The sequence below is a fragment of the Gabonia massiliensis genome (assembly GCF_001403595.1).
Taxonomy (GTDB): domain Bacteria; phylum Bacteroidota; class Bacteroidia; order Bacteroidales; family Coprobacteraceae; genus Coprobacter; species Coprobacter secundus.
In genome coordinates this window covers 587,443-610,531 of sequence record NZ_LN877938.1, presented here as the reverse complement: position 1 = coordinate 610,531, position 23,089 = coordinate 587,443, and the positions used below count along the sequence as shown (strand labels likewise).

Genomic DNA, 23,089 nt, shown 5'->3' with positions numbered 1-23,089 from the left:
CTATGAAAAATAGAATCGTCACGATTATCGGGCTGTTTGCCCTGTTGAGTACGGCATCTGCCGCCGGCCCGAAAGCCGATTTTAATGTAATACCCGTGCCGCGTACCATCTGTGCCGGTACGTCGGCCCCCTTTGTTCTGGATAGCAATACCAAAATATACTACGAAGAAGGGCAGAAGCGCAATGCCGCCTTTCTGCAACAATACATCACCGACATGACAGGCATTGTTCCCGAGCTGACCGATAAACCTCGGAAACGCGGGACGATAAGCCTTCGCGTCGAGGAGAACCGTTCTACCGATTCCGAAGGGTACACCTTGACTGTCGACAAGAAAAACATACACATCGTCGGTAATTCTCCCGCAGGCGTATTTTATGCCGTGCAGACATTGCGCAAGGCTCTCCCTGCAGAGCAGGCCTCCAAAGTGGAGATACCATCATGTATCGTAAAAGATTCGCCCCGCTTCGCATACAGGGGAGTACATCTCGATGTAGTCAGACACTTTTTTCCTGTCGATTCGGTAAAGCGTTATATCGATATCATCGCACTTCACAATGTAAACCGTTTTCATTGGCATCTCACCGACGACCAAGGTTGGAGAGTAGAGATAAAGTCACGTCCCCGGCTCACTTCCGTAGGGGCATACCGTAAACAGACGACGGGAGACGGCACGTCTCACGGCGGATTTTACACACAAGACGAGATACGTGACATCATCAGATATGCACAAGAACGGTATATAACCATTATTCCCGAAATAGATATTCCCGGACATTCTGCGGCGGCATTAGCCTCATATCCCGAAATAGGATGTACCGGTGGCCCTTACCAAGTATGCGAAGTATGGGGAGGGCCGGCAGATGTATTATGCGCCGGAAAGAACGAAACCATGCGCTTTCTGCAAGATGTTTTTACCGAAATAGCCGAGCTATTCCCGTCGCAATACATACACATCGGGGGAGACGAATGCCCTAAGCAACGCTGGAAAGAGTGTCGGGCATGTCAGGCAAAAATAAAAGAATTGGGCATAGTACCGGACAAAAAGCACTCGGCAGAACAGAAACTGCAAAGCTATATTATGGTCTCGGTCGAGAAATTTCTGGCAACAAAAGGACGTAAAGTTATCGGCTGGGATGAAATCCTCGAAGGAGGGTTGGGGCCCGATGCCACGGTACACTCTTGGAGAGGCATGGGCGGGGCCGTCGAAGCCGTCAAGCAAGGGCACGACGCCATACTTTCCCCCACCTCCCATTGCTATTTTGACTACGACCAGGAAAAAGTTACACAGATAGACAAAGTGTACTCGTTAAATCCGGTACCAGAAGGCTTCGATTCCGAAAAGATGACACATATTTTAGGCGTCCAAGCAAACGTCTGGACCGAATATATGCCCACATTCGGCAGAGTGCAGTACATGCTCTTGCCCCGGCTTGCCGCCCTCTCGGAAGTACAATGGTCGCAACCCGACCGAATGGACTATTCGCATTTCCTGCAACGGCTTTGTCATTTGGCACAGATATATGACAAGTACAGATACAATTACGCCAAAGTAATAGACATATTCAAATGAAATCCGAAACACATCTTTACATTTTAGCTCTGGTATTCATGTCTTCCTTATGGCCGGTATGGGCAACCGCATCCGAATTTAAGATGTTGCTACGGCTCTGGCCGCATCACCATACCGACGATTCGTTGAAAAATGAGCTGTTGGCAGCGCTGGAAGATTATCCCGGACTTTGGGATGAAGCCTGGTTTTTCATGGAATATAATACGCTTTTATCTGAGAAACATAACTGTTCGGCTCGGAAGATGGGGGAAGCTGCCCAGCAGCTGAGAGCCATAGGAATAAAGCCGTCTGTGCAGGGACTTACGATAGGACATGGAGACGGCTTTGAATTCAATACCGAGGAGTCCATTCCCGATAAATGGACAACGATAGTAAACAATGCCGGGCAGGCAACCCGAATGTGCAGTTGTCCCCGGCAGGCACAGTTCCTCGAATACGTAGAGCATACCTTTGCCCAATACGCATTACAATGCAAGCCGTCGGTAGTATGGCTCGACGACGATTTGAGAATTACGGAGCATTGGCCTGCAAAAATGCTGTGTTTTTGCAATACTTGCATATCCCTCTTCAATCAAAAATACGGATACAGTTACGAGGCTGCATCTCTCCTTGTTGCCATGAACGGCAATGCAGACAACGGTATTTTGCGCAGTCGATGGATAGAATTCTCCCAAGAAAGCCTGGCTCAAGTAGCCCGTTCTGTTGCCCGTGGCGTACATGCCGTATCACCGGAGACAATTGTCGGCTTGCAGCATCCCAATTTTCATCGCGAGTTGCTCGAAGGATACGATTGGACCCCCGTTTTTGAAGCCATTAAAGACGAGACGGGTAAGGCCCCGGCATCTCGTCCGGGCAGTGGTTTTTACGATGATCATGAACCCAGAGGCATGATACGAAAAGCATTCGACATGGCGCGGCAGATACGGCGGTTGCCCGCGTATGTAACGCAGATTGCAGCCGAAATCGAAGGCCATCCGCACAGACATACCGGAAAATCCCCTGACGGTCTGTGTACTGAGTCATTGCTATACCTCTCCATGGGGGCGACACAACTGTCATATGCCATTATATGCAGTGCATTGGAACCCATGAGCTGGTATGCCGGTAACTATTTTGGCCCTCTGTCCGCTTGCCGGTCCTTTTATGAAGAATACGTAGAGTTCAATCGAGGCACTCAGCCGGGAGGTTTGAATCCCTATATCAGCCCCGATTTCGTATTGCGTCCGCATTATCCCGGAGAACCCGCCTTCGGATGGTTTACCACCGGAGCCAATGATGTGATTTCAGAGTTGGCAACCTTAGGAATACCATTCAGTCCCGACGGAGATTACAGCTCTGCACTCTTTATGGATGCCGAGGCCGTTAAGGGATTGGGACAGAAAGAAGGGGAATCGTTGTTTCGGGAAAGAGGCATACTCATCGACCGGGCAGCTTGGAATATAGCGTGCAGCCGTGGATTTGATAAGAGCCTTGACCCTTGTGGCAAATCGGTAGAAGCCGTAGAGACCCGATATTATACTTCGACGGACGGAGCGCGGGTAGCAGTAGTACCCTTCTTCAGCCTTGCGGTAAATAATGCCTCGAGGATTGCCCTGATACAGGCTGCCGACTGGGTATCGGAGCATCGGTTGCCCGTAATGACTGAGACAGCAGCACAAGTAGTGGTCGTGCCTCGGGTCGATTCCGGTTATCGCCTGCGTTCCGTTACGGTACTCAACAGCAGCATATCCCGGTATACAGGGATAAAACTGAGATTACGAGGATGCGCCTCGAAAAGCAGATACATCTGGAAACGACCCGGACATAAAAATATCCGGCTGAAAGCCGTAGCTGACGGTAGCGATGTTATAGTCACTCTGCCTGCGATGGACGGTTGGAAAATAGGTTACATAAGCATATCTCACCATTGAATTATAGAAAAGACAGTATGATAAAAAATCTTTTATTGACAATGCTTTTGACAGTCGGCATCACCGCTTCAGCCCAAGAAGCATTGGATAGCAGGCACACGATTGTCTCTCCCGAAATACATGACGATAACCGGGTTACTTTTCGGCTGAAGACCCCGGACCATATTGCATCGGTGAGAGTAGGTAGTGATTGCTTTTCTTCAGGAGGTGCCGATTTGAAGAAAAATGCGGAAGGAATCTGGGAATATACGACCCCGGAGCCTTTGCCTTCAGAGTTGTACAGCTATTTCTATGTAGTAGATGGCATGATGATGTTAGACCCCTCTAACGTGTATATAGTCCGGGATGTATCCACGACGATGAATATCTTTATCATAGGTGGAGGCATTGGAGACCTTTATAAAGTCAATGCCGTGCCTCACGGGACGGTCTCGCGGGTATGGTACGACAGTCCGTCGTTGCAGATGAAGAGACGTCTCTCCGTCTATACACCCGCCGGATATGACCCCGGTTCGAAACGGAAATATCCGGTACTTTATCTGTTGCACGGTATGGGAGGGGACGAAGAGGCATGGTTGGCCCTCGGGCGTGTGGCACAGATAATGGACAACCTCATAGCGGATCGCAAGGCACACCCCATGATTGTAGTAATGCCCAATGGCAATGTAGCGCAGGAAGCAGCTCCTGGAGAGTCTGCACTCGGGCTTGTCCCTCCGACGCCCTATCTGCCGAAGACGATGGAAGGGACATTCGAAAGCACATTCCCCGATATCGTGCAGTACGTCGATACGCATTATCGCACGTCCCGTAAAAAGTCGCATCGTGCCATTTGCGGATTGTCGATGGGAGGGTTCCATGCCAAATTTATATCGGCACGATACCCCGACATGTTCGATTATATCGGGTTGTTTTCGGCAGCCGTTGCACCCGGAGAAAAAGTACATAGTGAAGTCTACGAGAATATGGAACTCAAATTGAAAAAACAGTTCGATACCTCTCCCGAATTATATTGGATATCCATCGGTAAAGATGATTTCCTGTACAGTGCAAACCTCGATTACAGGAAATTCCTTTCTCTCAACAACTATCCTTATACTTGGTTCGAGACAGAAGGCGGTCATTCTTGGAGAAATTGGCGTCACTATATTTCTCGGTTTGTTCAGGAAGTATTTAAATGACTGTAGGCAAACCGGTAATTTCCGGTATGAGCAGGTGCGCCAAGACCATTTTGTTGCATCTGTATCGATAATACGGAAATGTATACGTAAAGACAAAACTAACTATTATATGCTGATTATTAATATGTTGTGTATATAATGCAAAAAAGTCTCACATGCATAAAAGAGACAAATATGCAAATTAATTAGACAAAAATCGATAGTACTTATATGAATCGATGCATTACTTTGTATAGTGGAAACCGAACTAAATTTAATATACATGAGTCTTAACAAATTTCAAATTCCAATGAAAAATCTATGCCGGTTTTTTTTACTGATGGGACTTATATTGTTTGCTCCGGTAATGATATATGCCGAGATAAAAAACGTGAAAGGCATTGTTGTAGATGAATCCGGAGAATCCCTGATTGGAGCTACCGTAAAAGAAAAAGGAACAGCCAATGTTACTGTCACAAATTTCGAAGGAGTATTCAATCTGAAACTGACGACTCCCAAACCCGTGTTGGAAATCACCTACATGGGATATGAAACAGCAACATATCCTGTGAAAACCTCACAAGTAAAAGTGGTCATGAAAGTTGCGGAAAAATTGCTCGATGAGACTGTTGTCGTGGCATACGGTACACAGCGGAAAGTCACCGTGACAGGTTCCGTCGCCTCTATCGGGGCCGACGACATCAAGAAAAGTTCTGCCCCGAATATCACGGCAGCTATTGCCGGACGGCTTCCCGGTCTGACGACCATACAGACCAACGGTGCCCCGGGCAAGGACGAAGTGACGATGTTTTTACGCGGGGCAGCTACGTACAACGATAAGAAACCCTTGATTCTGGTCGACGGTATTCCCCGGGAAAGCATTCGCGAAATAGATGCCAACGAAGTACAGTCGATTACCGTGCTCAAAGACGCCAGTTCTACAGCCGTATTCGGAGTGCGGGGAGCCAATGGAGTTATCCTTGTGACCACCCGGAGAGGTGAGAAAGGGAAAGTCTCCGTACGTCCGTCCCTCTCGTATAGTATGCAGACATTTGCCCGCAAATCTACCCGGCGCAATTCGTGGGATTATGTGCGCTTGCTCAACGAAGCACGCAAAAATGAAGGAGCAGCCCCCGAGTTTGACGGAAAAGACATTGCCAAGTTCGATGCTTGGCGCGATGGTTCGGGGCCCTCTGACCCCGTAGACCGTTATTGGTATCCCAATACCGACTGGCAAAGCATTTACTTCAAAGACTATGCCTCCATGGTGAAAGCCAATGTCGACATATCGGGAGGTTCCGACCGGTTGCAATATTTTGTAAATGCGGGGTATGTATATCAAGGAGGTATGTACAATACCGAACCGAAATCACAGTTGGGATATGACCCTCAGGCAAAAATGAACCGGTACAATTTCCGTTCCAATATCGACTATTCTTTCAGTAAATGGATAAAAGCCTCATTTGACCTGTCGAGCTTTATAGAGAAAGTAAACGGGACAAACGGAGTGGAATCGGCAGTCTGGGGCGATGCGATAACAGCCCGTCCTACATCACCCGGTCCGCTTACCGAAGCCGGATTCAAAGTACGTGAGAACGGAACCGATTCGGAGGGCAATGTCCTTGTACACGATGTCAGGCCCGGGCAGGTGGTGCACGACCCGGTACAAACCCTGGAATCAGGGTACGGAAATATGAATCGTAGCGGATACAATTTGCAGACACGTTCCGGAGTGAACGCCATAGCATCTTTAAATGTAGACCTCGGATTTATAACAAAAGGTTTGAGCCTTAAAGGATTGGCATCGTTCGAGTCGAGGAGCAATAACGTAACTACCGCATTGAAAGGTTTCGTAACATATAAGTATGAACGAAAACCCGCCGGATTGGATGAGCCCATTTATACCTTCGACGGAGATAATGAAGAGGACGACCCCTTGAGCCTGCACCGTTCTACGACAAGCAATTACTTCCTCAATATGCAGATGCAACTGAACTACAACCGTACATTTAACAGCAAGCATTATGTAACCGGTATGGTGCTTTTTCAGAGAGACTTGCGCGAGGTGGCCAGCGGAGACATTCCCTACAATATGGTGGGGCTGTCGGCACGTGGTACATATGCCTTCGATAGCCGTTATTTGGCGGAAGTGAATATAGGCTACAACGGTACCGAGCAGTTTGCTCCTTCCAACCGGTTCGGGTTTTTCCCCGCCTTCTCTTTAGGTTGGGTCATATCGAACGAGTCCTTTATGAATAACTTGCGCGACAACGGAATCATCTCCAATTTGAAGTTGAGGGCATCCGTCGGTAAAGTAGGGAATGACGGCTTGGGTAGTACCCGTTTCCTGTATCTGGACAATATCGATTATCATATTGATATAAACCATATTCGTTCTCTTGGAAACGGAGGAAAAATTACCGAACGTATGTTAGGAAACAAGAACATCCATTGGGAAGTAGCTTGGAAGCAAAATTATGCAATCGATTTGTCGCTTTTCGATGACTTGGACCTCACGTTCGATTACTTTATCGAAGACCGTAGCGATATTCTTATCGAGAGAAATACAGTTCCGGCTATCTCAGGACTTACATCGTCGCAATTACCGAGAGTAAACATGGGTGAGATAAAAAACAAAGGATACGAAATTACCTTGGATTATAATAAAAATATCACCCGGGACTTGAACGTCAATTTGGGCGGAAATTTCTCTTATGCGAGAAACAAGGTCATATCGGCCGATGAAGCCATATTGTCTGCCGACTATGCTTACAGATACCGTGAGACAGGATTCTCCTTAGGACAGAATTGGGGATACGTCATCGACCGTACCGTAGACCCCGCACATGGGAAAGACGGCTCCGGATTTTTCAATAGCAAAGAAGATGTCATCAATAGCGGGCTCACCTATGAGACCGGAGGTGGTAGTCCTCAACCGGGTGATTTTATCTATAAAGACCTGAATGGAGACCATATTATCAATGAGAAAGACATGGCCCCTATCAAGTACTCTTCTTTGGTGCCTCGTATAAGCTACGGCTTCCATATAGGAGCCTCTTACAAAGGGTTCGATTTCTCCGTCATGTTCCAAGGCGTAGGACAATACTCCAAATACTATTCGGGACGGGGCATATTTGAAGAAGAAGGCTCCAAATACTATCTGGACATTTGCGACAACCGCTGGAATGAAGAGCGCTATGCCAACGGGGAGAAAATCACGCATCCGCGTTTGGCAAATTCCGGTTCTACAAGCCATATACAGAACGAATACTATATAATGGATGCCGCCTATATGCGTCTCAAGAATGCAGAGATAGGATATACATTCCCTGCACGACTTACCCGGAAAGCGAAAATGAGCCATGTACGCATCTATATCTCCGGAGACAACCTCTGTACCTGGACGGCACTGCCCACAAAAGCTTTCGACCCGGAACAGGCTTCTGTGGTAGACTATCCCTTGATGCGGACATTCAATTGTGGAATCAATATTCATTTTTAACATTCTTAGATATGAGAAAGAAACTATTATATATCTGCGTTACAGTTGCTTTGTTGCTGCCGCTCGGTTCTTGTAGTGATGTGATGGATGTCACTCCTGATGGACGTTTAACCATGGAGGAGGTGTTTTCTAATCCAGATTATGTTCCTGCCTATTTTTCTACGGCATTTGATGCCATACCGTTTAAAATGTCATGGTATTACTGGTTTGACAATTTGCCTTCAGCGTTGAGTGATGAGTCTTGGTCGTGTGATGATGTGGAAGGTACAGGTGCTGTTAATGCTTATAAAGGACAGGGGAGTGCTCGGGAAAATATATTTGAAACAATGTATAATGATCAGTTCGATTATGGATATTGGAATAAATATTGGAAGTCAATACGAATTTTAAATGTCTTTCTTAAAAATCTGCCTACAGCGTCAGTAGATAGTGAAAATAATCGTTCTCGATGGGGAGCAGAGGCTCGAGTATTACGTGCTTTTTATTATTTGCAATTGGTAAAGTGGTATGGTGCTCTTCCGATAATTAAAGAGCCATTTCCTGATGATGCTGATTATTCAACTCTGAAAAAGAATACGGCGGTAGAATGTTTAAAGTTTGTCGTAGAAGATTGTGAAGAGGCTATGAAGTGTGAAGAGCTTCCATGGAGAATTACGAATAGCGAGGAATTTCGTCGGTTATCTCGTGGAATTGCAGCTGCTATATGTTCACAAGCTGCTTTATATGCTGCAAGTCCATTATATAATAATGGTGAGAATCTTTGGGACTGGGCATATGAAAAGAATAAAATATGTTTTCAAAAATTGAAAGAAAATGGTTATGAGTTATATACCCAGCATTTATATCCGGAAGAATATTCTTGTTCCTATGGAGAGTATTTTGTTCAAAATGGTGGTGGTAATGGAGCTAATCCTGTAGATAAAGAAACAATTTGGGGAAGTTTGAAAGATAACCATCCGATGTGGTGGGTATGGGGATTACCTATACAGAGCAATTACCGGGCGGGATGCGTGCCTTCTCAAGAGTTGGTCGATGCTTATGATATGCTGGAGACAGGAAAACCTGTTCTGGACCTGGAGAGACCCTACCTCGACGAGACACATTTGCAGCCTAACTATACCGAAGGTTCAGGGTACAATCCCGCACGTCCTTACGAAGGCAGGGATCCGCGTTTTTATGCTACAGTAATCTATAACGGTGCCTATATATACGTAGGTAATACGAAATCTGTCGTGCAGACTTATAACGGAGGCAATTGTGAGCTTCGAGACAATGACCGCCGATACACCCGTACCGGTTACTATCTGAACAAATATCGTAATTGGCAAGCTTTTTCTGGGATGCCGGGAGCTGATGGTAAATGGAAATTTTATCGTATGGGCGAGGTATATCTCAATTTGGCTGAAGCTGCCATTGAAGCCGGACATATAGACGAAGGGTTGGCGCTTATCAACGATATACGGCATCGGGCAGGATTCGACCCCTCGGTAGACGTGACAGCGACTACTCAAAATGAAGCACGTTTGTTGTTGAGGCACGAACGCCAAGTTGAGTTTGCCTTCGAAGAACACCGCTTCTTCGATACAAGAAGATGGACGAGAAACGAAGAAGATCTGGAGAACGAAAAGTTCTGTACCGGTATGAGGGCCAAACGTTCGGGGCTCAAACTGACATACGAACGTTTTATCGTCGGTTCTGACGGTTCGTCGCCCAGCAAGCTTTCCTATAAAGCCAAATGGCATTTCTTGCCGATACCGATTGATGATGTGTCATCATTGGAAGACCAGACCGGAGACCGCTGGCAGAATTATGGTTGGTAACAAGTCTTAAAAATATAATCATGAAAAAAATAAGAAAAATAGTAATGATTCTTGTGGCGGCTTGCTCTCTGGCAGGAGTTGGCGAGGCTGCTTCTCAAACAAAACATCTGGCCGGAGTCGTTCGCGACGAGGCAGGAAACCCCGTTCCCGGAGTATCCGTCAAAATATTGGATTCATGGCAATACGTCATAACCGATTCTGAAGGCAGATTCTATATAAATACCGATAAAGCCGACGGCAAACTCTCTTTTAGCTGTATCGGTTATAAAAACGAGATATTGCCGATAACCGAGAATTCGGATATGGAAGTGAAAATGCTCCCCGATGCCTCATGCAGCGATGAAATGCTCGACATTGCCTTAGACCGTACCGAACCGCGTTTTTCCTACACCGGGTCTATGAGTACGGTGAAGAGCCGAGAGATAGAACTGTGGCAGTCCAAAGGCCTTACCGAAACCCTTCAAGGAAAGCTCGCGGGATATCATGACGGACATATCAGGGGACTCAGTTCGATGAACGGCGAAGCGATATTGATAGTACTCGACGGAGTGCCGGCGCCAACCCTCGATTTGAATTCGCTCGACCCGAGAAGCATAGAGTCGGTCTCTATACTGAAAGATGCCGCAGCAAAGGCACTCTATGGCCCCCTCGGAGCACAGGGAGTGATATTGGTTACGACCAAGAAAGGCCGTCCCGGGAAAACTCAAGTCAATGTGAATCTGAATTTTGCTCTTGAGATGCCTACTGTAAAGGCCGATATGCTCGACTCTTACCAATACGCCGTTTTACGTAATCAGGCACTGGCCAATGACGGGTTGCAACCCGTTTACAGCCCGGACGACATCACTGCTTTTGCCGATGGTACCGGTATCGACAACGACTGGCGCAAAATCTTCCTGAAAGACATGCGTACCTCGCAACGGTACAATATAGAACTCAGCGGAGGGAACGAGAGAGTACGTTATTATGTCAACGGCGGTTATGCCCGTACGGAAGGAATGTATAAAGTAGACTGGAAAGAAAAGTATAATCCCGCCAACTTCGAGAACCGTTTTACACTGGTATCGAATATCGATATCGACTTGTTCAGCTTTATGACAGCATTCCTCAATACAAATATGAGGATATACCGTAACAATGAAACCCGGGGAGGAGATATTATCAATAAAATTTATACGACCCCCAATACGATAGAAGGGCCTTTGGTCGATGGTAAAATCGTAACCACCGAGAATTTCTCCGATCCTATATATGGTTCTATCAATTATAAAGGAGTAAATCAGGAGACAGCCACGGATGTGAATGCCGATTTCGGGTTGAATCTGGATTTGAGTGCCCTCACCAAAGGACTTTCGCTTAAAGGCATTGTCGGGTACCACTCATATTATACCGGTATCCGGAAAGGGGAGTACGACTATGCCCGTTACGTAAGGAATGAAGAAGGGGAACTCGTACTCTTCGGTACCAACGTGGAGAAAGCCTTGAGTTGGTCCAAGAGCGCTTCGACCGTATATTTTATGAATTTTCAAGGAATGCTCGAATACAACCGTACCTTCGGAGCCCATTCGGTCGATGCCTTTTTGAATTATCTGGCCGAAGACCGTCTCGGTGACAGTACCAGTGCCGGATGGCTGCTGCCTTTCCGCCGAATACAACTGGGAGGACATGCAAAATACGGTTACGATGGCCGCTATTTCCTGCAATTCGACTTTACACATGCCGGTTCCGAACAGATGAGGAAAGGCAATCAGTTTCATTTCTCTCCGACGGTATCCGGAGCCTGGGTCGTATCGAATGAGAAATTTATGAAAAACCAGAGTGTATTGGATTTCTTGAAATTTAGGCTCTCTTTCGGAGCCCTTCAGTACGACAACTTGTGGAATTTTTCGAGCCGCTACCTGTATGCCGATGACATCAGAGATATGGGCGGTAGCGGGCTCATAGGCTCTATATTTACCAATTTTCTCGTCTCAGAAGGAGCCTTGGGAAATCCGGATATCAAATGGGAAAAGTCGTACCAGCAAAACTATGGCGTAGATATGACTCTCTTCAACTCGTTGAGTCTGTCGGTAGACTATTGGCGTACCCAACAGAGAGGAGTACTGTGCCAGAGCGACTTGACCCCTGCCCTGAGTGGTTTCACCGGAGACAAACTGCCCTATACGAATGTCGGCAAAGTACAGAATCAGGGAGTGGATATCGAAGTCGGATATAGTAAAAAATGGAATTCCGGGTTTGAAATCGGGGTGACCGGAGACTTCGCCTGGAACAAGAACGAGATAATCGATGCAAACGACCTCAATTATTCCAGTATCGGGTATTATTACCCCTTCCGCAAGACCGGATACAGCATCGGGCAGAAATTCGGTTATCTAATCGATTATTCCAACGGTAACGGCTTTTTCAACAGCCGGCAGGAAATTGCAGACCGTAAACTCGTTTATCAGGATGTCACACCCCGTGTCGGTGACTTTATCTATCGCGACCTGAACAGTGACGGTCTTATCGACGAGCGAGACAAAGCCCCTCTCGATGGGGTAAAAACCATGCCCAGCTTTATGGCAGGGGCTTCCGTACAGATGAAATATAAAAACTTCGACCTCTATATCCAGTTGCAGGGAGAGACCGGGCGCAATGCCTTTTATGACGGGCTTGGCGTATTCGAAAATCAGGCACAAGGCGTATATCTGGACATACACCGGAATGCCTGGACTCCCGAACGCTATGCCGCCGGGGAAAAAATAGAATATCCGGCATTGACATCGACAACTTCATCGAGCTTGCTGGCCAATGAATTTTTTGTCTCCAAAGCAAATTATCTGCGGCTCAAGAACGTCACTTTAGGGTACTCTTTACCTGATAAAATCGTTAAGAAGATGAAAATGAACCAGTTCCGAATATATATCACAGGGCAAAACCTCCTGTCGATGACCGACCTTAAGTTCAAAGGATTTGATCCTGAGTCCAAGAGCATCGATTCGTTTGTGTACAGGATGTTTAATTTCGGGTTGAATATCAATTTCTAAATAAATATAGGATAAGTAAAATGAAAAGATACAGATTATCATATATTGCACTGGCCGCATGGGCGGTAATCTCATTCGGCTGCACCTCTATCGAAGATTATCCTGACGGAAGACTGGAATTTGACCAGATATTCGAAAATCAGAAACTTCTCGGAGGCTACCTCAACAGTTGTTACGGTGCAATCGGGAATAACATGGGAAACAATTATACAGATAATACGTTTCTGGCTTCGGCAAGCGATGAAGCCCATGACGTAGGCGATGTCACCAATGGAGTGATGTCCCAGTGGTGCAACGGCTTTGTATCGGCATTCTCCAATCCGTTGGGAACTCCGGAAAAGTGGGATTATTATGAACCTATCAGGAAATGCAACATCATAATTGCCCGTATCGCTACCGCTAATATGCACTTGGAAGACCAGCGGGAAAGCTACAAAGGAGAAGCACACGGCCTCAGAGCCTTTTATTATCTCCAGATGATTAAGAATTACGGAGGAGTGCCCATTATCCTCGACGACCCCTCTGCCGAAGGGTACGACTTCTCCAAACTGCGTCGTGCCACGTTCTCCGAGTGTGCCCGGCAGATTATTTCAGACTGTCGTATTTCCATGGAAAATAAGACACTGGGATGGCACTCCGGGTCATCCGATAGTTACCGCTTCCGGTGGAGCAAGGCGATGAGTGCGGCAATAATGTCACAAGCCGCCTTATATGCGGCCAGTCCCCTCAATAACGATGGCACGTTGGATTGGGACGAAGCTGCCCAGATAACGAAAGAAGCGCTGGACCTCTGTCTGGCAAACGGGTATTCCCTGTACAAGGCCGTCCCCTCGGGAGGATTTGCCTCCTTGGCATATACCCCTTACGACATGTATTTCATGACAGCAGCCGATGTAAGGGGAGTAGAAGACCCGGAAACGATAATGACCGGGCGTAACAAACTCACCGTGTGGGAGCATTGCGGATTGCCCGTTACCGAAGGGCAAGTACGGGCAGGCTCATGCCCTTCGCAGGAGCTGGTAGACAGCTATGAGACCATCGACGGAGAGATGCCTATACTCGGATACGAAGACGAAGACCATTTGAGACCCATCATCAATCCGAAAGCCGTGCTGTATGATGAGAATAATCCCTTTGCCAATCGGGACCCGCGCCTGAAAGCGTCGATATACTATAACGGGGCTCCCTTTCAGGTCGGAGGAGACACCTACGTCTGGACATTCGAAGGAGGAAATTGTGCCTTGTCGAGTACGAACCGGAGAAATACACGTACAGGATATTATATGCGTAAGTTCGGAAACCCCACGTCAAACCGTGCCAACGGTAACAATGACGGCTACTTCCGTATATTCCGTCTGGCAGAGTTGTACCTCAATTATGCCGAAGCCTTGAATGAAGCCGAAGCATCTGATATAGCTCCCGATGCCGCTGTAGATGCGGTAAATGCAGTCAGGGACAGAGTAGGGATGCCCGACATTCCGTACGGGCTGGCAAAAGACGAGTTTCGGAAAAGATTACGCAACGAGCGCCGGGTGGAATTTGCCTTTGAAGAACAGCGTTTTTATGACGTGCGTCGTTGGAAAATACTGCATGAGACCGACCGGATTGTCACCGGTATGCGGGTGACGGACGAAGGCAAATACGAACGGTTTGTCGTAAGCCGGCGCAATGCGTATACAGACAAGTTCCTTCGTTTCCCGATACCGGGAGAAGAAGCGATACGCTTGCAGGTACATACCGGGCTCAATTTCCAGAATCCCGGATGGGAATAATCCCTTATAATGTTTCCTTAAAAGTAAAAAAGAACCGGAAAGTAAATATAACAAGATGAGCAAACAAGAAAAAATCATTCTGGCAGGATTGAGCCTGTTGCTGGTGACGTCAACGCTGAAAGCCCAGACATGGGAGACATATCCCGATACATGGGTGGCTGTTGACGAATTGGGGAGAAATGTAGCCCAGTCCGATGAGGGTGTGACACGCGGCAGTATCGACAAGAACTGCACAGTCGGCATGTTTTATTACATCTGGCACGGAATGCATCCGATGGCAGGAAAAGATGTGACGGAACTTCTCAAGGAAAATCCCGATAATCCCGATTGGGGAGCCGAGCAGACCTTCCATTGGGGGAGTAAGCCCTGGTTGGGATACTACACGGCAGGAGACAAATACGTCGTGGCCAAGCACATGCAGATGCTGGTCGATGCAGGAGTAGACTTTCTCTTCCTGGATGCTACCAATAGTTATCATTATCCCACGCGGGTAGAAGTGCTGATGCGCGAGATGGACCGGCGGGAGGCTTTGGGCATGAAAAGCCCGAAACTGGCATTTATGGTACACTCCAACGCTACGGCAACAGCCGAGAATATATACAATACCTTTTATAAAGACAGCAAATATGATAAGTACTGGTTCGAGTATGAGGGTAAACCTCTCTTGCTCGGGAATAAGGCCGAGATATCCCATACCCTGGTGAAAGGATTGGTAGACCGCTTTACCTTCCGTAATTCCTGGGCGTGGATGGGCGGGGCGAATGCCGACGAGTGGGCTTGGCTCGAATATTATCCGCAACGTCCCGGATGGACAAGCGTGTACAACAGTATTTTGGGGACGACGGTGAAGAAGACCGAACAAATCTCGGTCAGCGTAGCCCAGCATGCGACGACCAAAGTGGGGAAGAGCTACCACGGGGGCAAACAGCCGGCATACGACAAATACGGGCTATGCGAAGAAACCCCTTACGGGCTGTATTTCCAAGAACAGTGGAACCACGCCATAGATGTGCATCCGCCCATCGTGATGGTGACCCAGTTCAACGAATGGATAGCCCAGCGGTTTGTGATTCGCAATCAGGGAGAATATGGAAACATCCGTCCGGGAGCCACAGCCAAAATCGGGGAGACATACTTCGTCGATGTCTACAACGCCGAGTTCAGCCGCGATTTGGAACCCGGTACACACCCCCTGATACGGGACAACTACTATTTGCAGTTGGTTTCCAATACACGCAAGTACCGGGGGGTAAATAAGATACCGGTGCCCACTGTAAACCTGTCGATAGATATAAACGGGGATTTTTCCCAGTGGGATGCCGAGCCTGTGGAATATCGGGACGATAAAGGCGATGTAGCATACATATCGAGAGACGTGCAGACGGCAGAGACCCTTGAACGGAAATCCAACGACATTGTCATGGCCAAAGTAACCAAAGACGCCGGCAATATCTATTTCTATGTAGAGACGATGGACGATATAAGCGACTTCGAATCATCGAAATACTGGATGCGCCTGCTACTCAACACCGATACCGACTACACGACCGGATGGGGCGGATACGATTATATGGTGTACAAAGATGCCGCTACCGGCAAATATTCGTTGATGAAGAACCGGCAAGACAAATTCCTCTGGGAAACGGTAACCCCTGTGGAATATAAGGTTGTAGGAAACCGGATGCAAGTATCTGTACCCAGGGCTGCGTTGGGACTCGCCGGAGACCGGGACATAGACTTCAAATGGGCCGATAATATCACCGATAACGACCCCGACATCATGACATTTATATCGGACGGGGATGTCGCACCCAACGGACGTTTCAACTATCGTTACAAAGGGGCTTCCTTGCCCTCTGCGGTAAGCCGTGTCGAGAAAGACGATACAAATTTCACAATAACCTGTACCGACGGGAATGTGGCATTTTCCTACAATGATTCTGCCGAAGTATCCATTCAGGTTTTCGATATTATGGGGCGTATGATGAAGTCGATAGAAGAGCCCGGACACGGTGCACGGATGATGTTGGACGATGGAGTATATATGACCCGGTATTCCCTTGATGGCAGGTCGGGTACGCAGAAATTCGTAGTAAGGTAAACTGGTAGCCCGCATTCCTTGAACCCCTTTTCGGCAAAAAAATGCAGAGCCTTTTGCGAAGCAGGGGGCGGGAGTGTGGTACCGGACAAAGGAAAATAACATGTAAAAAAGAGACATGTAATATTTATTATTCACTTAAATCAAAACAATTATGAAATTGAAGTTATTACATTTAGTTGTATGTTGCTTGTTAGCAACGAGTGCCTATGCGCACAGAGATAATTATTTTGGATTTGCAATGGGGGATAATCCCTCAGCAGATGGTTGGAGCGTAACAGGAGGGACAGGAGAAGCTTTTGATGGACTTTATATAGTGACGGCAGATGGTAATGGTCCTGTAACATGGACTAGGGATTTGTCAAAAGTTGCTGGAGAGAAAAAACAGCCTTATGTAACACGGGCAATTTTAAAATTTATCTCAGGAACAGAAAATGCTGGATCTGCTCATATCGTTCCTAAAGTGGTTCTTCGTAGTTCGGAAAATACAGTATTGACAACTTTTAACTTTGAAGTTGCTCCTGATAATACAGAAACACAAGTATGTGATACAGCAATTAACAAGTTAACAGAACCATTTGCAGAAGAAGTAGGTTTTATTGATGTAATATTTGAGAATCCTAAACAGGGTGAAATGATTTCTTTTAATTATATCCAGCTGTCGAGTGATTGGTTTATGCCCGAATTGAGATTGAATGATACCATCTATATACAGGCAGAAGACTATGATGAATTTTGGATAAATAACCGTAAAGCATATTCGCCGATAGGTGGGGGAGCGAATCAATATCGTGAAGACGATGCCGATTTATATGTTTCATGGCAAGATGACGGAGCTTTCTTCCAGTCGTGGACTTTGGGACATGGGCACAAAGACGACTGGTATGGTCGTGCTGTAAAGAATATGTGTCCCAGCGGAGCCGATTGGATGACTTATAAAGGGGATTACGTAGATGGGACTTCCAATATAATAACAGCCGAAAGCGCAAAGAAAAACTGGGGTGCCTGGTTGGAATATACATTTGACGTACCCGAAGACTGCGTGGCCGATATATCCTTAAAAATAGGAACCCACTGGGCTGTTTACTCTCCTATTGGAGGAACAGGAACCGAAAGTTTTGGCAAACCTCGTGAAGAAGGAGGATATATAGTAGAAGGCATGGCCGAAGACTGGGTAAAGAAATATTGTGCAACGGTAGTGACCTCTCTCGACGGTAACAACCTGACCACCAACTGGAGCTCATACCCGAAACTCAATGGACATTCGCAACTGGAATATGCTGCTTTGGCAAGCGACCCTTACAGCGGATGGACGAGCACGCAAGTACTTAAAGACGGCAATCTGGTAAACAGCGACACCCTGTTTATATATCCGAATCCCCGTGCGGGAGACCCCGACAATGGCAATCCGATGACTGTATGGTCTACCTATTACAAGAGCGAACTGTATAAGGAACTTGCACAGAGAACCGGAGATGAATCACTCAATGCCTATATAAAACCCGACTATGCGGATGTTCCCTTGACCAAAGGACGCCACACCATAAAAGTACAGTCATTGGCACCGATGATGCATTTCGACGAAATAAGGATTACAGCGAAAAAAGGTACCGTAGGGACCGAAAAATCGATTGCTGAAGACACTGAAAAACTCGTCGTATATCCCTCTCCGGCAACGGACGTTTTACATATCAAAGGAATCGAAAGCAATTATGCCATTATCGATTTGAGAAGTGGAGCAACCGTTATCGAAGGCTTTGGAAATACCGTAGATGTATCCGGTCTGAGCGCAGGAGTATATGCTGTCAGAGTAGGAACACAGACCCAAAGTTTTATCAAAAAATAATTGAGTAAAAACACCTTTTAAAAGTCGGAGTTTCCTGTTGCAGTAATGACAGGAGCTCCGGCTTGTATAAATATCCGGAAAACAGATATAAGGACAAACCTATGAAGTTCATCAGAATATTCGCACTCTTGCCGTTCTTAGGAGTTGTGTCGATAATGAATATATCGGCACGCAGTCTCAGCAGCGATTTGAAGACCTTGGCGCAAAACAGCCGGTACAAGATGATGCTCTGTGCCCATCGCGGGAACACTGCCGCCGGATTTGAAAACAACGTACCCGAGAGTTCGTTGGAGGCTCTCGAATGGGTGGTAGCGAAAGGCATCGATATGATAGAGATAGATGCCCGTGTGACAAAAGACAGCGTTATTGTAAACTTTCACGACCCTTATATCGATGCTACTACCAACGGCACAGGTGTGTTGGAAGCTATGACTTACAATGATAGTAGTACCTTTGTGGCGGTTAAAATGTCATATGATTTTAGTTATTAAGAAGTTAGTTAGACTATAGAATAATCGTTAAATAAAAACAAATATTGTAAAGAAGATAAGCAGGATATAAATTATATCTCGCCTGAGGTTCAAATAATTGTAGTTGAGGTTGAAAAAGGATTTGCGCAATCCTCTCGTATAGACGGAATTTTTGAAGATAATGCAGAAAATGATTTCTGGACAATTAAATTAATAACAGACCTCTATATCAATGAAAATAACGAGACATATAACCACGATGTTGTTCAAGGCAACTATTTCTTTGTTAACACTGGCATTTGTAGCTTGTAAAAGCGAAATAGAGACTTCATTAACTGATACTGATACATTAGAATTTGGAGTCAATCTAATAATGTTGCCTGACACGAGAACACACTTAGGTGATAAGACAGATAATCATTACGAGTTGCTTTGGTCAGCAGGAGACAAAATATCCGTAAATGGATATCAATCAGAAGAGGTGCCAAACGAATATGTAAATTCTGTGAATGCTACTTTTACAGTCCCAAATATGCAGCCAGCCTCTTCATATAGCGTGGTTTATCCGTCTTCAGTCGTGGATAGTGAAGATTATACAAGAATACATCTTCCTTTTACCTATTGCCACACAGAAACAGGTATTCCTGCTGGTTCATCAGTTGCAGTTGCTAAAACATCCGATTCTCAGTATATACACCTAAAACATATTTGTGGCTTCCTGAGAGTTACTATCAATGACAATGAGAATTCATCATACCCTAAGGTTATGCTTTCCATACCGGGAGCAGCATTAGCTGGCGAATTTGAGGTAAATTACGAATCTGCAAGCATTACACCAATTGAAGGCCTTAACCAAATCTCCATTTCTGATGTAATTATCAAAGATGGCAAGGCAGAAATTGTATTCCCTTTGCCAGCAGGCGAATATTCTGACCTTGTGGTACATGTATACGATGGGAACAAATGCCTAAGAAAGGTTGTGAAAAAAATGACTATCCAGTCGGGAAGGATTTTAAATGTACCGGCCGTTGACTATAACACCTTAGAACAAGAAACCTACACCGGTCAAGGCAAGGTTCTTGATGCAACTACAGGAAAAGGCATTGCAGGAATTTCTGTATCTGATGGTTACACTGTAACTAAAACTGATGCGAATGGCGTATATCGAATTCCATTGCATTCAGATGCGCGTTTTATTTACTATTCAACCCCATCAGGATATGATATAAACTTAACTCAATCAAAGACTCCTGATTTCTACAGTAAAATTGCAGATCCAACCCAGGTAAATATTGTCGATTTCCATCTTACACCCTCTGATAATGGAGATAACTTTACTTTGATAGGTGTGGGCGACCCCCAATGTTCAAGTAATTCAGAGCTAAACCGTTACACTACCGAAACAATAGCTGATATCGTTTCAACAACAAGAAATGCTGGCTACAAAAATGTGGTTGCTGTCACGTTAGGTGACGTTACGTTCGACTCGAATAATCTATATGAAAGCCTAAAAAACTCTATGTCAAATGTAGCTATATCAGGCAATGATTATATCCCATTCTTTCAGACTATTGGCAATCATGATCATGATGGTTTGAGCCAGACTGACCCGACAGGACTCTTCCAAAGCCATTTCGGTCCGACTGATTATTCCTTTAATGTAGGTAAGGCTCATATAGTCGTTATGGATAATGTGTATGAAACTTCTATATCATCAACCTCAAAGCCGAATGGCAAGAAATGGGACTATCAGGCTGGATACACCGAACAACAATACAATTGGTTGAAAGCAGACTTAAGCAATGTGGAAAATCCACAGGAGAAATTATTAATATTTTGTGGACATATTCCTTTTAGAGCAGGAGGTTCTAATAACGGTTCCAATGTTAACACTGATAAATTTTACTCTGAAGTGCTGTCCTTGATGACTCAGTTTAATGAAGCTCATATCATGATAGGGCATACGCATTACTCACAAAACTGGATTCATGCTAACTATAAATGTCAGAATGGTAAGCCTGTTTATGAACACATCCATGGTGCTGCCTGTGGAGCTTGGTGGTCAACCTATAATACGGACAAGTTCGGAGGTCCATCAGGATATTCAATCTACTCCATTGAAGGAAATTCCATTGTGGATTGGACTGCCAAAGGAACAGGTAGACCTGCTGGCTACCAAATGAGAGTGTTTGATGGCAATAAAACGCTTACAGGAACGAAAGGCTACAGCTTCAACTGGTATACAACCTCTACTCTTTTGTTGATAGACAAATGTAAGATTAAAGGCAATAAAAATCTTCAGAATGCATTTGTAGTTCAGATTTGGGATGATGATTCTGATAACTGGAAAGTAGAGTTGAGACAGAATGACGCAAAGATAGGCGACTTCACAAGGCTTGCTGATAAGTCTTGTTCCAATGTTTGGGCTTCTTCGTTCTTTTATAATGAAGCGAATAAAATGACAGATCCATATTGCAAGACTACTGCCAGTCACTATTGGTATTTTAAGCCAAGCAATAATGTTAAACCGTCTGAGATGGACAACTGGAGTGTAGTGGCCACATTTACTAACCCATATAGTGGGAAGGTAAAACAATACAAGTGTGATGCTTTCACAACGGACTATTCTTCTTTGAAACAACAAATAGGCGAAAATCAACTATTAACATATTAATGCTAAATGAATGAAAATCGACTATTTAAAATGGGTGTAAGGGGTAATAATATCTCCCTATGTATATAAAAACATCAGATACACGATGTATAACCATTATCACAATAATTAAAAAATTGTACAATATGAAAAGAACATTTCTATTCGTAGCATTACTATTGATATTTTCAGGGGCGGCATTAGCCAAAAAAGGCCCTAAAAATATTATTATCATGATAGGCGACGGCATGGGAATAAATCAGGTACAGGCTGCATATACCTCTAATGGAGGCTATCTGAATATGACCGACCGCTGCCCCTACTCAGGATTGAGGCGTACAAATTCGGCAAGCGACTACATTACCGACTCGGCAGCCGGAGGTACAGCCATAGCAACAGGAGTAAAGACCAAGAACAATATGGTAGGCATGTCCCCCGATACAGTACCTTTGAACTCTATCATACGTTTGGCGACACTCAAGGGCCTCTCTACCGGAGTCATTGCCACCCACTCCGTGACAGACGCGACACCGGCATCATTTGTCGCACATCGGCCCCACCGGTTTATGCACGAGGAGATAGCCGCCGATTATCTGGCAAGCGACATTACTCTTTTTATCGGAGGCGGAAAAATGCACTTTGAAAAAAGAAAAGACGGGCGCGACATCTCTGAAGAACTCCGGGCAAAAGGATATGAAATAGTATATTCATTGGAAGAGGCCCGGAAAACAACCGGGGACAAATTAGGGGCTTTAATAGCCGAAGACGCAGTAGAGCCTGCCTCTCGGCGCGACCCTGACCTGCTGGCAGATGCCACACAATTGGCTATCGACAAGTTGAGCAGTAACAAGAAAGGGTTCGTGCTTATGGTAGAAGGGTCGCAGATAGACAAAGGCGGGCACAAGAATGACCAGAACTATATGATTAGCGAAACATTGGACTTTGACAGGGCAGTAGGCAAAGCACTCGACTTTGCCCAAAAAGATAAAAATACGCTTGTCCTGATTACCGCCGACCACGAAACAGGAGGAGTAACCGTTGCCGAAGGACACTATGGCAAGAAAAAAGTGGTCGTAAAATTCAATACCGGATGGCATACCGCATCGCCTGTGCCCTTTTTCGCTTACGGGCCCGGAGCAGAACTCTTCTCCGGATTCAAAGACAATACAGCATCCTTTTACCTGATGAAGGACTTATTGAAGTTAAAATAAATACGCGCGTGCCTCCCTCTCCTGGAAAAGCAGCAGAATGCCGTGCCGGAAAA

Annotated in this window: 12 protein-coding genes; all 12 read left to right on the top strand. The window is 45.8% G+C overall.

Annotated elements, in window-relative coordinates:
* The first annotated feature begins 2 nt into the window (after positions 1-2).
* Entirely contained in the window at positions 3-1,571 is a 1,569-nt protein-coding gene (locus BN2628_RS04490; RefSeq protein ID WP_055096196.1) for a beta-N-acetylhexosaminidase, read from the top strand.
* Positions 1,568-3,481 carry a hypothetical protein gene (locus BN2628_RS04485; protein WP_055096194.1) on the top strand — a complete coding sequence of 638 codons (1,914 nt, stop codon included), beginning with the start codon at positions 1,568-1,570 and terminating at the stop codon, positions 3,479-3,481. The genes BN2628_RS04490 and BN2628_RS04485 overlap by 4 nt, the downstream gene beginning before the upstream one ends.
* Before the next feature lie 17 nt (positions 3,482-3,498).
* Complete coding sequence (locus tag BN2628_RS04480) at positions 3,499-4,659, top strand: esterase (RefSeq protein WP_044229685.1); 1,161 nt, start codon at positions 3,499-3,501, stop codon at positions 4,657-4,659.
* 289 nt (positions 4,660-4,948) lie between these two features.
* Positions 4,949-8,140, top strand: coding sequence for a SusC/RagA family TonB-linked outer membrane protein (locus BN2628_RS04475; RefSeq protein WP_074023986.1), 3,192 nt, complete (start codon positions 4,949-4,951; stop codon positions 8,138-8,140).
* Positions 8,141-8,151: 11 nt separating this feature from the next.
* Complete coding sequence (locus tag BN2628_RS04470; protein ID WP_055096190.1) at positions 8,152-9,960, top strand: RagB/SusD family nutrient uptake outer membrane protein; 1,809 nt, start codon at positions 8,152-8,154, stop codon at positions 9,958-9,960.
* A gap of 20 nt (positions 9,961-9,980) precedes the next feature.
* Positions 9,981-12,986 (top strand): SusC/RagA family TonB-linked outer membrane protein, encoded by a 3,006-nt coding sequence (locus BN2628_RS04465; RefSeq protein ID WP_055096188.1) that lies wholly within the window; start codon positions 9,981-9,983, stop codon positions 12,984-12,986.
* Positions 12,987-13,006: 20 nt separating this feature from the next.
* Positions 13,007-14,758 carry a RagB/SusD family nutrient uptake outer membrane protein gene (locus tag BN2628_RS04460; RefSeq protein WP_021930388.1) on the top strand — a complete coding sequence of 584 codons (1,752 nt, stop codon included), beginning with the start codon at positions 13,007-13,009 and terminating at the stop codon, positions 14,756-14,758.
* A gap of 55 nt (positions 14,759-14,813) precedes the next feature.
* Complete coding sequence (locus tag BN2628_RS04455; RefSeq protein ID WP_052431555.1) at positions 14,814-16,859, top strand: hypothetical protein; 2,046 nt, start codon at positions 14,814-14,816, stop codon at positions 16,857-16,859.
* A gap of 151 nt (positions 16,860-17,010) precedes the next feature.
* On the top strand, positions 17,011-18,702 hold the full coding sequence (locus BN2628_RS04450; protein ID WP_055096186.1) for a T9SS type A sorting domain-containing protein: 1,692 nt from the start codon (positions 17,011-17,013) through the stop codon (positions 18,700-18,702).
* A 101-nt stretch (positions 18,703-18,803) separates the two neighbouring features.
* A complete protein-coding gene (locus tag BN2628_RS04445) occupies positions 18,804-19,193 on the top strand; it encodes a glycerophosphodiester phosphodiesterase family protein (RefSeq protein WP_154668399.1) in 390 nt (129 codons plus the stop codon).
* A 211-nt stretch (positions 19,194-19,404) separates the two neighbouring features.
* A complete protein-coding gene (locus BN2628_RS04440; protein ID WP_082430128.1) occupies positions 19,405-21,846 on the top strand; it encodes a metallophosphoesterase N-terminal domain-containing protein in 2,442 nt (813 codons plus the stop codon).
* Positions 21,847-21,971: 125 nt separating this feature from the next.
* Positions 21,972-23,036: an alkaline phosphatase gene (locus tag BN2628_RS04435; RefSeq protein ID WP_044229772.1), complete on the top strand. Its 1,065-nt coding sequence runs from the start codon at positions 21,972-21,974 to the stop codon at positions 23,034-23,036.
* Positions 23,037-23,089: the final 53 nt, after the last annotated feature.